This window comes from Krasilnikovia sp. MM14-A1004 (assembly GCF_047159485.1).
In the GTDB taxonomy this organism is placed as follows: Bacteria; Actinomycetota; Actinomycetes; order Mycobacteriales; family Micromonosporaceae; genus Actinoplanes.
Genome location: NZ_AP038773.1, coordinates 5333774 through 5348694, shown reverse-complemented (window position 1 = coordinate 5348694; position 14921 = coordinate 5333774). Strand labels below are relative to the sequence as shown.

Sequence of the window (14921 nt, the reverse complement as noted above, 5' to 3'; positions counted from 1 at the left end):
TTGCCGGTCGTCGCAGCGGCGTCGCGTTCAGGCCCCGGACGCCGCCGGTACGAGCGTAAGGGTGGCGGTCAGCCGCGGATCGTCCAGTGCGTGCGCGGCCGTGACGTCGTAGTCGCCGAAAACGGTGCGCCAGCCCGAGTCCCAGATCTGCCAGGTGCGCTCCGGCAGCGGGATGTGCACGGTGACCCGCTCGCCCGGATGCGCGGCCACCGAGGCGAACCCGGCCAGCCAGCAGCGGGGTCGCTGCGGGTCGGGTTCGGTGGGCCCCGCGTAAATCTGGACGACCTCCCGGCCGTACCGGGCGCCGGCGTTGAGCACGGTCACCACGGCCTCGTCCGGGCCCACCTCCAGGGACTCGTACACCCAGGTGGTGTAGCCGAGGCCGTGCCCGAACGCGTAGCGCGGCGGACGGCCCGCGCGCAGCCAGCCCCGGTAGCCGACGAACACGCCCTCGTCGTACCCGACCACCCCGCCGGTGGTGTCGATGTCCAGGACGGGGCAGTCCCGGGCGCGGCGCGGCCAGGTCGTCGGCAGCCGCCCGCCGGGCTCGGCGACGCCGAGCAGCACGTCGGCCAGGGCGGCGCCCGCCGCCTGCCCGGGGAACCAGGTCAGCAGCACGGCGGCCACGTCGTCGGCCCACGGCAGCAGCACCGGCGAGCCCGCGTTGACCACCACGACCGTACGCGGATTGGCCGCCGCGACCTGCGCGACCAGCTCGTCCTGCCGGCCGGGCAGCGCCAGTGACGGACGGTCGAAGCCCTCCGACTCGACCTGTTCTGTGGTGCCGACCACGACCACGGCCACATCCGACTCCGCCGCGATCTTCACCGCTTCGGCGATCATGCCGTCGGCGTCCGGGCCCGGCGGCCGGTGCCCGAGCGTCGTGGCGACCGTGTGCGCCAGCCCGGCCGCGATGCGCTGCCGCAACACCACCTCGACCGGCACGCCCGCCGCCAGCCGCACCCCGACCCGGTGCTCGCGCGGCGACAGCAGCAGCTCGGCGCGCCCGGCCCCGGCCGGGTGCAGCGTCCCGGCGAATCGGGAGTCCCCGCCGACGGACAGCTCGAACGTGCCGAAGCCGGAGACGGCGAACGTGTGCTCGCCGTCGTCGCCCGGGGTGAAGATGGCGCGCAGCTCGATCGCGGTGACGTCGTCCGGGGTCAACCCGCCGGGCAGGTCACCGATCCACCGCAGCGCGGCGCTGGGCAGCGTGAACGCGTGCGCCCGCGCGCCGGTCAGGGTCACCGTGAACCCCTCACCCCACTCGGTCCCCCGCGCGGCGGGCAGGAACGGGCGCGGGTCCGCGCCGACCGCGTACGCGACGTCCACTCCGGACAGTGCCCGGCCCAGCCCCTCCAGCGGCGACACCACGTGCGGCGGCGTCACCTGGGCGCTGCCGCCACCGAGCACCCGGGCGTCCAGGGCGAGGGCACCGATCACGGCGACCCGGGTCAGCGCGGCAGGTTCCAGGGGCAGGGTGAAGTTCTCGTTGCGGGCCAGCACGAACGAGCGCGTCGCGACCTCGTGGGCGACCGTGTCGCCGTCCAGCTCCGCCGGTGGGGCGGGTACGGCCGGGGGGACCCCGTCGAGGAGGCCGACGCGGGCGGCGAGGCGCAGCACCCGCCGTACCTTGTCGTCGACGACGTCCTCGGGCACGTGCCCGGCGCGGACCGCCTCGACCAGCCGCTCGCCCCACGGGTTCTCCATCGCGGGCATCGCGACGTCGAGGCCGCCCAGCGCGGCGTCGACCGTGGACCGGGCGGCCCGCCAGTCGGAGACCACCACCCCGTCGAAACCCCACTCCCGTTTCAGTAGATCGCTCTGCAGGGGCCCGTTGCTGGCCATGGGCAGGCCGTTGACCGCGTTGTAGGCGCTCATCACGCCCCACGATCCGGCCGCGACGGCCCGCTCGAACGGCGCCAGATACAGCTCGCGCAGCGCCCGCTCGTCGATGCGCACGTCCACGGTCATCCGGTCGGTCTCGAAGTCGTTGCCCACCAGATGCTTGACCGTGGTGCCGACCCCGTGCGCCTGAACCCCGGCCACCAGTCCAGCCCCGATCTCGCCGCTGAGCAGCGGATCCTCCGAGTAGCACTCGAAGTGGCGGCCGCCCAGCGGGGTGCGTTGCAGGTTGACGGTCGGGCCGAGCAGCAGGTGCACGCCCTTGCGCCGCGACTCCTGACCCAGCACCAGCCCGGCCGTGCGGGCCAGGTCCGGATCCCACGTCGCGGCGAGCGCGGTGGGGCTGGGCAGGGTTATCGACGGGTCGTCGGGCGCCCAGCCGGTGCCCCGGACGCCGACCGGACCGTCCGACATGACCAGGGAGCCGAGGCCGATGCGGGGCAGACCGGGCACCGACCAGAAATCCGCGCCGGTCAGCAGGGTGACCTTCTCGGACAGGTCCAGCTGGGCGAGCAGGGGCTCGATCACCTCGTCGTACTGGGCCATGAGAGCGCTCCCTTGGTCGTCTCGGTCCACTCTAGTCAGCGACGCGGACACCTCGCGTGGCGCGCGGGCCGGCCCGTGTGCCGAACACCAAGCGCCGACCGGCAGGCTGTAGCCGAACTTCCCCCGTACCTAGACCCTAGGATCCTTGCGTGGACACCGACTGCCTGTTCTGCCGCATCGTCGCGGGCGAGATCCCCGCGACGGTCGTGCACGAGACCGACACCACGCTGGCCTTCCGCGACATCGGACCCAAGGCCCCCGTACACGTGCTGGTGATCCCCAAGGACCACCACCCCGACATCGCGGCGCTGGCCCTCGCCGACCCGGGCGTCACCGCCGACGTGCTGGCCGCGGCAGCGGCCGTCGCCGAGGCCGAAGGACTGCGTACGGACGGCTTCCGGCTGATCTTCAACAACGGGCCGCACGCCGGCCAGGAGGTCGCGCACGTGCACGCCCACGTGCTCGGCGGCGCCCCGCTCGGCCCGATGGTGTCCCGGTGAGCGCCACCGAACGCTTCGAGCGCGCCGTCCGCAAGGTCCAGGCCGACGGCCGGATCCCCGCGCTGTCCGTCGCCCTGCACCGCGCCGACCGCGACCCGTGGAGCCTCACCGTCGGTACCAGCGGCAACCCGGCCCACCCGCTGGACGGCGCCAGCCGGTTCCGGATCGGCTCGGTCACCAAGACGTTCACCGCTGTGCTGGTCATGCAGGCCCGCGACGACGGGCTGCTGGATCTCGACGACCCGGTCTCCGCCCACCTCGACGTCCCGGCACACGGCGACGCGACGATCCGGCGGCTGCTCTCGCACACCGCCGGCTACCAGCGCGAGCCGTACGGCGACGTCTGGGACACCCTGATCGCGCCCGACGCGGCCGCCCTGGTGGCCGGGCTGGAGCGGGCCGAGCGGGTGCTGCCCACCGGGCGCCGGTTCCACTACTCCAATCTCGGGCTCGCCGTGCTCGGCCAGGTCGTCGCCCGGCTGCGCGGCGGCACCTGGGAGTCGGTGCTCACCGAACGCATCCTCGCCCCGCTGGGGCTCACCGCGACCACGGTGGCGCCGACCGCCGAGGCGGCGGTCGGCTACCTCGTCGACGCGTACTCCGACGCGGCCCGGCCCGAGCCGCGGCTCGACATGGGCGGGGTGAGCCCGGCCGCGCAGCTGTGGAGCACCGCCACCGACATGGCCCGCTGGGCGGCGTTCCTGACCAGCCCCGAGACCGTCGACCCCGGCGGCGCGGTCCTCGCCCCGGCCACCGTCGAGGAGATGCGCTGGCCGCACACCACCACCGACGAGGCCCAGTGGGCGGTCGGGTTCGGCCTCGGCCTGATCCTCCTGCCGCAGGGCAAGCGGGTCGTGCACGTCGGCCACGACGGTGCGATGCCGGGCTTCCTGGCCAGCGTGTACGGCCGCCGGGGCGGCGAGGGGAACCCCGGCGCGCTCGGCGCGGCCGTGCTGGCGTCCTCCGGGACCGGTGCCGCCATGTTCGACCTCGTGCACGAGCTGCTGGCGATCGCGGTCGAGGCGGATCCCGCCGAGATCCGGCCCTGGAGCCCGGGCGAGCCGGCGCCCGCGGCGTACCGTTCCGTGCTCGGCCCGTGGTGGGGCGAGGGTTTCCAGCAGATCTTCAGCTGGCATGACGGCACCCTGCAGGCGCGCGCCGCGGACGCCCCCGCCGGGTCGCCACCCGCGGTGTTCCGCCCATTGCCGGACAACCCGGATGTTCTGCGCACGATCTCCGGTCGGGAGGTCGGCGAACTGTTGCGGCTGACCCGGGACGAACAGGGCACCGTGGTGCGGATGCACTGGGCGACGTACCGGTTCACCCGCGGCCTGGAGACCTTCGACGGGCGTTCGCCCAGCGAGGGCTGAGCGCCCGGCCCGGCGGGGCGGCGACCCGCGAAGAATGGGATCGGCGACGGACGGGCCGAGCGGATACGATGGCACGACCACCGGAGGCGCCGTCGACCAGCGCCCTCGACCAGCGGTGGCGACGAGAACGAAAGCAGGTGGCGTAGGCCGTACGGCCGCCCCATATGACCGGCACCGAACACAGCAGCGCCGCCGCTCGGGTGCAGACCCGGATCGAGGTCTCCGACCCGAAGATCATGGTGAATCTGCTGGGCCCGAAGGACGAGATCCTCAAGCTGATCGAGCGGACGGTCGTCAGCGACGTCCACGTCCGCGGCAACGAGATCACCGTGACCGGCTCCCCGGCCGACAACGCCACTGCGGAGCGCCTCTTCTCCGAGCTCATCGAGCTGATCGAGAAGGGTGAAACGCTGACGGTCGACGCGGTGCGCCGGACCGCCGCGATGCTCGCGCAGAACATCTCCGAACGTCCCGCCGACGTCCTCACCCTCAACATCCTCTCGCGGCGCGGGCGCACCATCCGCCCCAAGACCTTCGGCCAGAAGCGGTACGTCGACGCCATCGACGCCAACACCATCGTCTTCGGCATCGGGCCTGCGGGCACCGGCAAGACGTACCTGGCGATGGCCAAGGCCGTGCAGTCGTTGCAGGCCAAGCAGGTCAACCGGATCATCCTGACCCGGCCCGCGGTCGAGGCGGGGGAGCGGCTGGGCTTCCTGCCCGGCACCCTCAACGAGAAGATCGACCCCTACCTGCGGCCGCTGTACGACGCGCTCCACGACATGCTGGAGCCCGACTCCATCCCGCGCCTCATGCAGGCGGGCACCATCGAGGTCGCCCCCCTGGCCTATATGCGGGGTAGGACTTTGAACGACGCGTTCATCATTCTGGACGAGGCGCAGAACACCACGCCCGAGCAGATGAAGATGTTCCTCACCCGGCTCGGCTTCAGCTCCAAGATCGTGGTGACCGGCGACGTCACCCAGGTCGACCTGCCCAACAGCACGGTCAGCGGCCTGCAGGTCGTCCGGGAGATCCTCGACGGCGTCGAAGACGTCCACTTCTCGGAGCTGGGCAGCAACGACGTCGTCCGGCACCGGCTGGTGTCCGAGATCGTCGACGCGTACGCGCGCTACGACGCCGAACAGAAGTCCACGCAATCCGTCCATGCCGTGCCCGGACGCGCCGCCAGCGGTGGCCGTTCCGGGCGGCGGCGCTGATCACGGGGGTAACCGCACCTGATGTCCATCGAGATCGCCAACGAGTCGGGAGTCGAGGTCGACACCGACGCGATCCTCGCGGTGGCCCGGCACGCGCTCGACGAGATGGGGGTCAACCCGCTCGCCGAGCTGTCGATCCTGCTCGTCGACATCGACTACATGGCGGAGCTGAACCACCGCTGGATGGGCAGCGAGGGCCCCACCGACGTGCTGGCCTTCCCGATGGACGAGGGCAGCGTCGACCACGGGCCCGGTGAAGCGGGCACGGGGGAGCCGGCGTTGCTCGGCGACATCGTGCTGGCCCCCGAGGTGGCCGCGAAACAGGCGGTCGCGGCGGGGCACACCGCGGCCGACGAGCTGCACCTGCTGACGGTCCACGGCGCGCTGCACCTGCTGGGTTACGACCACGCCGAGCCGGAGGAGGAGCGCGAGATGTTCGCGTTGCAGAACCGGCTCCTGCAGAGCTGGCACGCCGGGCGGCGGGCCGGCTGACGCCGTGGACACGCCGCTGTTCGCCGCGGACGCCACGGCCGGTCTGCCGGACGTGCAACTGCTCATCTCCGCGCTCGTACTGGTGCTGCTGGCCGGCCTGGCCTCGATGACCGACGCCGCGCTCACCACGGTCTCGCCGGCACGCGCCGCCGAGATGGCCCGTGAGGGTCAGCGCGGTGCCGCGGCGCTGGCCGCGGTCGCCAGCGACGTGGTGCGCCACGTCAACCTGCTGCTCCTGCTGCGGCTGCTCTGCGAGCTGACCGCGACGACGCTGGTCGCGCTGGTCGCCGTCGACACGTACGGGGCGGGGTGGCGGGCGGCGCTGGTCACGGCGGGCGCGATGACCGTGGTCAGCTTCGTGGTGGTCGGGGTGGCCCCGCGCACCATCGGGCGCCAGCACGCGTACGCGATCGGCCGGGCCGCCGGCCCGCTGGTCCGCGGCCTGGGCCGGGTGCTGAACCCGCTGGCCTCGCTGCTGATCCTGATCGGTAACGCGGTGACGCCGGGCAAGGGCTTCCCGGAGGGGCCGTTCGGCAGTCAGGTGGAGCTGCGGGAGCTGGTCGACCTGGCCGAGCAGCGCGGGGTGGTGGAGCACGGCGAACGCCAGATGATCCACTCGGTGTTCGCGCTCGGTGACACGATCGCCCGCGAGGTGATGGTGCCGCGTACGGAGATGGTGTGGATCGAGGCGCCGAAGACCCTGCAGCAGGCGCTGGTGCTGTTCCTGCGTTCCGGCTTCTCCCGGATCCCGGTGATCGGCGACAGCGTCGACGACGTGCTCGGCGTGCTGTATCTGAAGGACGTGGTGCGGCGCACCCAGAGCGGCGACCCGGCGGCCGGTGCCGAGCCGGTGGCCGAGGTGATGCGGGAAGCCACGTTCGTGCCCGAGTCCAAGCCGGTCGACGACCTGCTGTCGGAGATGCAGGCCGCCCGCACGCACCTGGTCATCGTGGTCGACGAGTACGGCGGGACGGCCGGGCTGGTCACGATCGAGGACATCCTGGAGGAGATCGTCGGTGAGATCACCGACGAGTACGACGTCGAGCGCCCGCCCGTGGATCACCTGGACGACGGCGCGGTGCGGGTCACCGCCCGGCTGCCGATCGAGGACCTGGGCGAGCTGTTCGGGGTCGAGCTGCCCGCCGACGAGGTCGAGACGGTCGGTGGCCTGCTCGCCCAGACGCTGGGCCGGGTCCCGATCCCGGGTGCCACCGTGGACGTGGGTGGGCTGCACCTGATCGCCGAGGGCACCACGGGGCGGCGCAACCGCATCGACTCGGTGCTCGTCCGCCGGGTGCCCGCGCCCGCCGGGCCCCCCGAATCCAGTCCGGAATCCGAGGAGAGACTGCACGCCGATGCCTGAGCCGACCATCGCCCCCGCCGCTGACGCGGAGCTGAGCGCCGAGGACGCCAAGCTCGTCACGCTCGCCCGCAGCGCCCGCGCCCGCATCGGGGCCGTCGAGGGCGCCGCCGTACGCGACCAGGACGGCCGGACGTACGCGGCGGCCAGCGTCGCGCTGCCCAGCCTGTCCGTCACGGCCCTGCAGCTCGCTGTCGCGTCCGCGGCCGCCGCTGGTGCCTCGAAGCTGGAGGCCGCCGCGGTGGTGACCGAGGCGTCGACCCTGGACGGCGCCGGGCATGCCGCCGTCCGAGACCTGGCCGTGGACGCCCCGATCCATGTGGCCTCGCCCGACGGCACGCTGCTGGGCACGGTCACCGAATGAGCGAGGCACCGCAGCCGTCCGGCGGCCGCAGATCCGGCGGCCGGCGCGCGGGCGGCCAGGCCGGAGCGCAGTCCGGGCAACGGCGTGGCGGAGCCGGCTCCCAGCCGACGGCCGGGCGGGGCGGATCCGGCGCGGAGCGCCGATCCCAGGGCGGGCGTGGCCGGGACACCGGGCGCGTTCGGGACTCCGGTGCTCCCGGCAGTCACCGGCACCGGGCGGCTGCGGCGCCCGCAGCGGCCGGCGACGACGCCTATCGGGCCGGATTCGCGTGCTTCGTGGGGCGGCCCAACGCGGGCAAGTCCACGCTGACCAACGCGATCATCGGGCAGAAGATCGCGATCACCTCGAACAAGCCGCAGACGACCCGGCACATCATCCGGGGCGTGCTGCACCGCCCGGACGGGCAGCTCGTCCTCGTGGACACTCCGGGCCTGCACCGCCCGCGTACGCTGCTCGGTCAGCGCCTCAACGACCTGGTCCGCGACACGTGGAGCGAGGTCGACGTCATCGGGGTGTGCTTTCCCGCGGACGAGCCGGTCGGTGCCGGGGACCGGTTCATCTCGGCGGAGATCGCGGAGCTGAAGGCCACCGTGATCGCCGTGGTCACGAAGGTGGATCTGGTCGACCCGGCGACGCTGGCCCAGCGCCTGATCGCCGTGAGCGAGCTGTACGACTTCGCGGAGATCGTGCCGGTCAGCGCGGTGTCCGGTCATCAGGTGGACACGCTGGTCGAGGTGCTGGTCCGGCACCTGCCGGAGTCACCGCAGCTCTACCCGGACGACGTGCTGACGGAGGAGCCGGAGCAGGTCCTCGTCGCCGAGATGGTGCGCGAGGCGGCGCTGGAGGGGGTGCGCGACGAGCTGCCCCACTCGATCGCCGTGCTGGTCCAGGAGATGCTCGTCGAGGGCAACCTCACCAAGGTGTACGCCGACGTGTACGTGGAACGCGACAGCCAGAAGTCCATCGTGATCGGCGCGCGGGGCGCCCGGCTCAAGGACGTGGGCACCCGGGCGAGGGCGCAGATCGAGGCGCTGCTCGGCACGAAGGTGTATCTGGACCTGCACGTGCGGGTGGCCAAGGAGTGGCAGCGCGACCCGAAGCAGCTGCGCAGGCTCGGCTTCTAGGTCCCGGAGCCGGCCTCGGCGTTCAGCATGGTGATGACGACACCGACGACGAAGACTGCGACGGGCGGGGGCAGACCCGGCAAGTCGGCGGTGACATCGGAGCGCCACATGCTGGTCCGCCGGACCGAACCCACCGGGCCGTGCTCGCCCAGCAGCTCCTGGTCGGAGCTCCACAGGGACTTTCGCTGGAACCGGTAGACCTGTCCGGCGGCCTCGACCGTCCAGTGCTTGCGACTCACTCCGTCCGCGACGGCGAGCGGAGTGCCGTCGGCGCTCGTCAGCGTGTACTGGGTGCCCCACAGGTTGCCGCGCATCTGATACCGCTGGCCGTCGAGGGTGAATCCGCCACTGTGCCAGGACCCGCCGTCCCAGACGGCAATCTCGCGGCCGTCGGCCTGCACGGCGTATCGCCTGCGCCACACGCTGGTTCGTCTCGCTGTGAGCACCCCGGCATGGTATTCGGCGCGGTGGGTTCTGGAGGCCGGATGGAGCGAAGATGGACGTAACCCTGAATGGAGTTTGAGGTTCGCGGGGGCCTACGTGGTCTGCACGGTGGCGTCGCCGCTGTTGACCCGGACGTCGATGACGTTCGCCGACTTCGGGTCGTCGGGGATCTCCACCCGGGCGTCGCCGGAGCGGTCCTTCACCCGTACGTGATAGGTGGCCGTCGGCACGCGCACCAGGACGTCGCCGCTGGTGGCCTCGGCGGTCACCGACGCGGGTACGGCCAGCTCGACGGTCACGTCGCCGCTGGTGGACTTGGCCTGAACGGGCCCACCGGCACGGTCGACCTGCACGTCGCCGGAGGTCGCGTGCAGCGTCGCCGCGCCCTTGCCGCCCTGGACCGTGACGTTGCCCGAGGTGGTGGTCGCGGTGAGGTCGGCAGTCGCGTCGTGGACCGCGATGTCGCCCGAGTTGAGCGTGACGTCCGTGGCGCCGACGCCGGTGAGGGTGACGTCGCCGGAGCGCATCTCGCCGCGGACCGCGACCCCGGCCGGTGCCTCCACGTCGTAGGACACCGTGCAGTCGTGGCCGCAGTTGGTGTCCAGGGTGAGCACTGTGCCGTCCAGGGTGTAGCCGCTGGCGGGATCGGTGCCGCTGCGTACGGTCCGGGTGATCCGTGTCTCGCCGATGGCGGAGGTGCGCACGGTGACGTCGCCGCTGGCGCCGGTCAGCCGGATCTCGGTGACCTTCACCTTCTCGACGTCGTGGTACGTGAGCTGTGCGCCGATCCCACCGCAGCCCGCCAGCGCGGCCGCCGCCGCGAAGACCATGGTGAATGCGCCCGCGCGCCGGATCAGGGTGGGATTCATGGTGCCGACGGTAGGACGCGGCGGGCGGCCGGGCCATCGGTTCTCCCACCCAGCCGACCCGGATTCGACCCTGAGATGTGGCTCGGGGTTTGTCGTACCCGCGGGGGCAGCGTCGTACCGGCGGGGCAGAATGGCCGGGTGCCCGCCGGATACCGCCGACAGCTCTACCGCGACGACGCGGTGGTGCTGCGCGTGCAGAAACTGGGGGAAAGCGACCGGATCATCACGTTGCTGACCCGCCGGCACGGACGGCTGCGCGCGGTGGCCCGCGGGGTGCGCCGCACGACGTCGCGGTTCGGTGCCCGGCTGGAGCCGTTCGGGCACGTGGATCTGCAGCTCGCGGGCTCGCCCGAGGGCGTGGGCAGCGCGCTGCACTCGGTGAGCCAGGTGGAGGCCGTGACGCTGTTCGGCAAGCGGTTCCTCGGCGACTACCCGCGCTACACGGCGGCCAGCGCGATCGCCGAGACCGCCGAACGCCTCACCCCGGTCGAGCGGGAGCCCGCGCTGCGGCTGTTCCAGCTCACCCTCGGTGCGTTCAAGGCGCTCGCGGTCGGTGAGCACGACGGCAGCCTGGTCCTCGACGCGTATCTGCTGCGCGGCATGTCGCTGGCGGGCTGGGCGCCCGCGCTGGCCGAGTGCGCGGTCTGCGGTACGCCGGGGCGGCACGGGGCGTTCTCCGTACCGGCCGGGGGTTCGGTCTGCCCGGACTGCCGGCCGCCCGGCTCGGCGCATCCCGCGCCGGCCACCCTGGGGCTCATGCTGGCCCTGACCACCGGCGACTGGGACGTCGCCGACGCCGCCGAGCCGCCCGTGCGCCGCGAGTGCAGCGGCCTCGTGGCGGCCCACCTGCAGTGGCACATGGAACGCGCGATGCGTTCCCTGCCGCTCGTCGACCGACGGGAGAGCATGTCGTGACGCGTCCGCCCACCCCACACCCCTCCGGCGCGACCCCGCCCGACCTGCCGCGCGACGCCCTGCCGAAGCACATCGCGATCGTGATGGACGGCAACGGCCGGTGGGCAAAGGAGCGCGGCCTGTCCCGTACCAAGGGCCACGAGCAGGGGGAGTATTCGCTGTTCGACACGATCGAGGGCGCGATCGAGCTGGGTATCCCGTACCTGTCGGCGTACGCGTTCTCGACGGAGAACTGGAAACGCTCGCCGGACGAGGTGCGCTTCCTCATGGGCTTCAACCGCGACGTCATCCGCCGCCGCCGCGACCAGCTGGTCGAGCTGGGGGTGCGGGTGGTCTGGTCCGGGCGGGCGGGCCGGCTGTGGAAGAGCGTCATCTCCGAGCTGCAGACCGCCGAGCAGATGTCGCGGCACAACACGACGCTGACGTTGCAGTTCTGCGTGAACTACGGCGGCCAGGCCGAGATCGCCGACGCCACCGCGGCCATCGCCCGCGACGTGGCCGCCGGGCGCCTGAAGCCCGACAAGATCAGCGAGAAGACCATCGCGAAGTACCTGTACCACCCCGAGGTCCCCGACGTGGACCTGTTCCTGCGCCCGTCGGGGGAGCAGCGGACGAGCAACTTCCTGCTCTGGCAGACCGCGTACGCGGAGCTGGTCTTCCTCGACACGCTCTGGCCGGATTTCGACCGCCGCCACCTCTGGTACGCCTGCCAGCTGTACGCGCAGCGCGACCGCCGCTTCGGCGGGGCCGTCCCCAACCCGGTCGCCCCGAGCTGACGTCCGCACGAGGTTCGCGTCAGAAACCCGGGCGACGCCGGCCCGGGGCACCGAGGTGCTGAGCGCTGACCGGCCGTTCCCGTTCCGCCTCGACGCGGCATCACTCCTGCATCGGTAGCGGCCAGAATTCCAGGTACATCACGTGCAGGCCGACCCGGCCCAGGGTCGGGTGGGCGAAGGCGCCGGGGACCGTACCGATGATCTGGAAGCCGTTGCGCAGGTACAGCTCGACGGCGGTGCGGTTCGTGTCGACCACGGCGTTGAACTGCATCCCGGCGTACCCCTCGCCTCTGGCCCATTCCACGGCGTACCCGAACAGAGCGGTCCCGACGCCCTCACCACGGGCATCCGCCGCCACCATGAAGCTCGCGGTCGAGACGTGCGCACCGGGGCCAGGGCGGTTCGCGCCCATCTTCGCCGTGCCGAGGATGCGGTCGCCCTCGGCCGCGACGACCGTCCGGCCCGGGGGCGCCTCTACCCACAGCGGGCGCGCCTGCGCCTCGGTCATCGCGGGGTCGTAGGTGAAGGTGTCACCGGCCTCGACGACCTCACGGATGATTCCCCAGACCTGCGGCCAGTCGGACTCGTCGAATTCGCGTACGTGCACCCACGCACGGTATCGGCGGCGTGACGGCCCGGCGACCCGGTTTCGCCCGGTGTCCCCGCTCGGTCGGTCACGAGCGGACCTGCAAACCTGGACGATCGGTCCTCGTGTACCGGGCCGGGCGCCCCATACGATCTCCGGGCCGTGCGGCTGTCGATCGTCGCCCGGACCACGGGAGGATCACGATGTTCCGTTCTGCCTGGCTGAGCCGCGTCGGTCTCTGCGCCGTCGCCACCCTGGGCGTCGGTGTGCTCGCCGCGCCGGCGCAGGCCGCTACGACCGGCGTGGCCTCCGTCGTCGAGTCGACGAAGGTGCAGTACAAGGCCGCCAAGGGCAAGCAGAACAAGGTCGTCGTGACCCGCTCCGGTCGCACGGTCACCATCGACGACACGGTCGCCATCCACCCCGGCAAGGGCTGCAAGGCGGTCACGGGAGACCGGACCAGGGTGCGTTGCACGCCCGCGAAGGCGCCGACCCGGGTGCGCGTCTATACGTACGACCGCAACGACTCGATCGTCAACGACACCGACCTGCCCATGACCGCGGACGGCGGCACGGGCAACGACAAGGTCACCGGCGGGCCGCGCGGCGACATCCTGCGTGGTGACCGCGGCAGGGACACCATCCGGGGTCTCGGCGGCAATGACAGGATCGACGGCAGTTACGACAACGACCACCTCTACGGCGGCGACGGCAACGACAGGTTCGAGGACGGATTCGGCAACGACGTCGTCCACGGGGGCAACGGCGACGACTCTTTCTTCGTCGACCCGGGGAACGACAAGTTCTACGGCGACGCGGGCAACGATGAGGTCCTGGCGTTCGAGCCGTACAAGGAGCAGATCTACGACGACGCCGACCTGTTCTCGGGTGGCGTGGGCGACGACGTGTTGATCTACGCGTACAGCCGCGATGTCACCATCGACGCTGACGGGGCCGTCGGCGACGACGGTGCCAAGGGTGAGCACGACTCCATCGCCGCCGACTTCGAGAGCCTGTACGGCGGGTCCGGCAACGACCACATCTACGGCACCGCCCGCGACGAACTGCTCGGCGGCGGCGAGGGCAACGATGTGATCGTCGGGTACGGGGGCAACGACATCCTGCTCGGCGACGTCGGTACCGACAAGCTGTACGGCGGCACCGGCAACGACTGGCTGGACGGCCATGACTTCAACACCGACGACGTCAAGGATCTGCTCGACGCCGGCCCCAACACCGACAACGGCGACACCTGCCGGCCCACTCCCAGCGACGTCGTCGTCGGTTGTGAGAGGGTCACCCGCTGACCGGTCCGTGGTGACGGCAGGAACCGCCGCCTCAGCGATGCTGGACGAAGGCCGGGGCGTACCCGAGCGGTTCCGCACCCCACCGGTCGGCCAGCGCGTCCCGCAGGCGTCCGGCCAGCTCCGCGAGTGCCGGAAACTCGGCGCTCGACCGCGCCAGGCCGAGCCGGTGCAGGATCATCGCGCGGCGGGTCGGCCCCGGCCTGGCCGACCCGGTCAGCGGTGGGTCGTCGCGCAGCGCTGCGGGCAGGAACCAGGACGCCGACACGAACGCCCATCCGACCGCGGCGGCGGCGACATCCGCCCGGAACAGCGGTGAATCGGCGTACGGCAGGGCCAGCGCGGCCCGATAGGCGTCGATCGCCCGCTCGCTGATCTCCTCGGGCAGCCGCCACGAGCACCAGCAGGACGGCCACGGCACGCTCAGGTACGCGATGTCCCACGCGAGGTGACGCCACTGCGCGCCCTCGAAGTCGATGAGGATCAAGGTGTCGTCCCGGAACACGTTGTTGTCCGGGCAGGCGTCCGCCGGGGTCAGCGCGGCCGGCCCGGCGGAACCCAGGCGGGTCGACAGCCCACGCAACTCCCGCAGTGCGGCCGCCGCCACGTCGATCCCGAGCTCCGTGCCGTGCTGGTCGATGGTCCGGGCCGCGGCGTCCAGGCCGGTGGAGACCGTCGACTCCTCGACCGTGCGGTCCCCGGCGTAGGCGGCCAGCGCGTTGCGGAAGGCCGGTCGGGAGCCGGTGGTGACGCGATGCAACGACGCCATCGAGCGGGCCCACGCGACCACGGCGTCGGCGGCTCTCGCCGGATCGTCCCCGAGCAGCGCATCCGCCACGCTCGGCCCGGATCCCACGTCCGACATCACCACCGTCGGCGGAGCGGCTCCCGCGGCGATCAGCCGTGGCGTCGGCGCATCCGGGGGCAGGACGGACAGCGCCGCGCACTCGCGTACCCATCCGTCGGGAGAGTTCGTGAACTCCTTGACGATCACCGTACGGGAGTCCGCCCGTACCCGATGCACAGACGATCGCGTACTGCCGCCGAGCTCGCCGAGAACCTCCACCCGCGCCGCGGGCAGCAGCGCCCGCAGCTCGTCCAGTCCCGCCGGCATCGCTGCACCCTACAAGGTCCGGGACCTGAGCCTCC

At 72.3% G+C, this 14921-nt stretch carries 15 protein-coding genes; 10 read left to right on the top strand and 5 right to left on the bottom strand.

Features of this window, described 5'->3' with window-relative positions; translation table 11 throughout:
• Positions 1-27: 27 nt before the first annotated feature.
• Positions 28-2448 (bottom strand): beta-glucosidase family protein, encoded by a 2421-nt coding sequence (locus ACMCNN_RS22870; protein WP_412742562.1) that lies wholly within the window; start codon positions 2446-2448, stop codon positions 28-30.
• Positions 2449-2597: 149 nt separating this feature from the next.
• Between ACMCNN_RS22870 and ACMCNN_RS22865 the strand changes: the two genes are divergently transcribed.
• The 7 genes from ACMCNN_RS22865 (at position 2598) to era (ending at position 8878) form a co-directional block, all read left to right on the top strand.
• Positions 2598-2948, top strand: a complete 351-nt coding sequence (locus tag ACMCNN_RS22865) for an HIT domain-containing protein (RefSeq protein ID WP_412742561.1) — start codon at positions 2598-2600, stop codon at positions 2946-2948.
• On the top strand, positions 2945-4318 hold the full coding sequence (locus ACMCNN_RS22860) for a serine hydrolase domain-containing protein (RefSeq protein ID WP_412742560.1): 1374 nt from the start codon (positions 2945-2947) through the stop codon (positions 4316-4318). The genes ACMCNN_RS22865 and ACMCNN_RS22860 overlap by 4 nt, the downstream gene beginning before the upstream one ends.
• Positions 4319-4482: 164 nt before the next feature.
• Positions 4483-5538, top strand: coding sequence for a PhoH family protein (locus ACMCNN_RS22855; RefSeq protein ID WP_412742559.1), 1056 nt, complete (start codon positions 4483-4485; stop codon positions 5536-5538).
• A gap of 21 nt (positions 5539-5559) precedes the next feature.
• On the top strand, positions 5560-6030 hold the full coding sequence (ybeY, locus tag ACMCNN_RS22850; RefSeq protein WP_412739739.1) for an rRNA maturation RNase YbeY: 471 nt from the start codon (positions 5560-5562) through the stop codon (positions 6028-6030).
• 4 nt (positions 6031-6034) lie between these two features.
• On the top strand, positions 6035-7393 hold the full coding sequence (locus tag ACMCNN_RS22845; protein WP_412742558.1) for a hemolysin family protein: 1359 nt from the start codon (positions 6035-6037) through the stop codon (positions 7391-7393).
• Positions 7386-7754 (top strand): cytidine deaminase, encoded by a 369-nt coding sequence (locus tag ACMCNN_RS22840; protein ID WP_412742557.1) that lies wholly within the window; start codon positions 7386-7388, stop codon positions 7752-7754. Before ACMCNN_RS22845 ends, ACMCNN_RS22840 begins: the two co-directional genes overlap by 8 nt.
• A complete protein-coding gene (gene era / locus ACMCNN_RS22835) occupies positions 7751-8878 on the top strand; it encodes a GTPase Era (protein WP_412742556.1) in 1128 nt (375 codons plus the stop codon). The genes ACMCNN_RS22840 and era overlap by 4 nt, the downstream gene beginning before the upstream one ends.
• Here era and ACMCNN_RS22830 read toward each other — a convergent pair.
• Together ACMCNN_RS22830 and ACMCNN_RS22825 are read right to left on the bottom strand one after the other, a co-directional pair.
• The gene (locus tag ACMCNN_RS22830) at positions 8875-9324 is read right to left on the bottom strand and encodes a hypothetical protein (protein ID WP_412742555.1); all 450 of its coding nucleotides are present in this window, start codon (positions 9322-9324) and stop codon (positions 8875-8877) included. The genes era and ACMCNN_RS22830 overlap by 4 nt on opposite strands.
• A 90-nt stretch (positions 9325-9414) precedes the next feature.
• Positions 9415-10191: a DUF4097 family beta strand repeat-containing protein gene (locus tag ACMCNN_RS22825; protein ID WP_412742554.1), complete on the bottom strand. Its 777-nt coding sequence runs from the start codon at positions 10189-10191 to the stop codon at positions 9415-9417.
• Between the two features lie 138 nt (positions 10192-10329).
• Between ACMCNN_RS22825 and recO the strand changes: the two genes are divergently transcribed.
• Positions 10330-11106, top strand: coding sequence for a DNA repair protein RecO (gene recO / locus ACMCNN_RS22820; protein ID WP_412742553.1), 777 nt, complete (start codon positions 10330-10332; stop codon positions 11104-11106).
• Complete coding sequence (locus tag ACMCNN_RS22815) at positions 11103-11882, top strand: isoprenyl transferase (protein ID WP_412742552.1); 780 nt, start codon at positions 11103-11105, stop codon at positions 11880-11882. The genes recO and ACMCNN_RS22815 overlap by 4 nt, the downstream gene beginning before the upstream one ends.
• Before the next feature lie 100 nt (positions 11883-11982).
• On the opposite strand, the gene ACMCNN_RS22810 is transcribed toward ACMCNN_RS22815, so the two are convergent.
• The gene (locus ACMCNN_RS22810; RefSeq protein ID WP_412742551.1) at positions 11983-12489 is read right to left on the bottom strand and encodes an N-acetyltransferase family protein; all 507 of its coding nucleotides are present in this window, start codon (positions 12487-12489) and stop codon (positions 11983-11985) included.
• A gap of 182 nt (positions 12490-12671) precedes the next feature.
• Between ACMCNN_RS22810 and ACMCNN_RS22805 the strand changes: the two genes are divergently transcribed.
• Positions 12672-13775: a calcium-binding protein gene (locus ACMCNN_RS22805; protein ID WP_412742550.1), complete on the top strand. Its 1104-nt coding sequence runs from the start codon at positions 12672-12674 to the stop codon at positions 13773-13775.
• A gap of 31 nt (positions 13776-13806) precedes the next feature.
• On the opposite strand, the gene ACMCNN_RS22800 is transcribed toward ACMCNN_RS22805, so the two are convergent.
• Positions 13807-14886, bottom strand: coding sequence for a phosphotransferase (locus ACMCNN_RS22800; RefSeq protein WP_412742549.1), 1080 nt, complete (start codon positions 14884-14886; stop codon positions 13807-13809).
• Positions 14887-14921 lie beyond the last annotated feature (35 nt).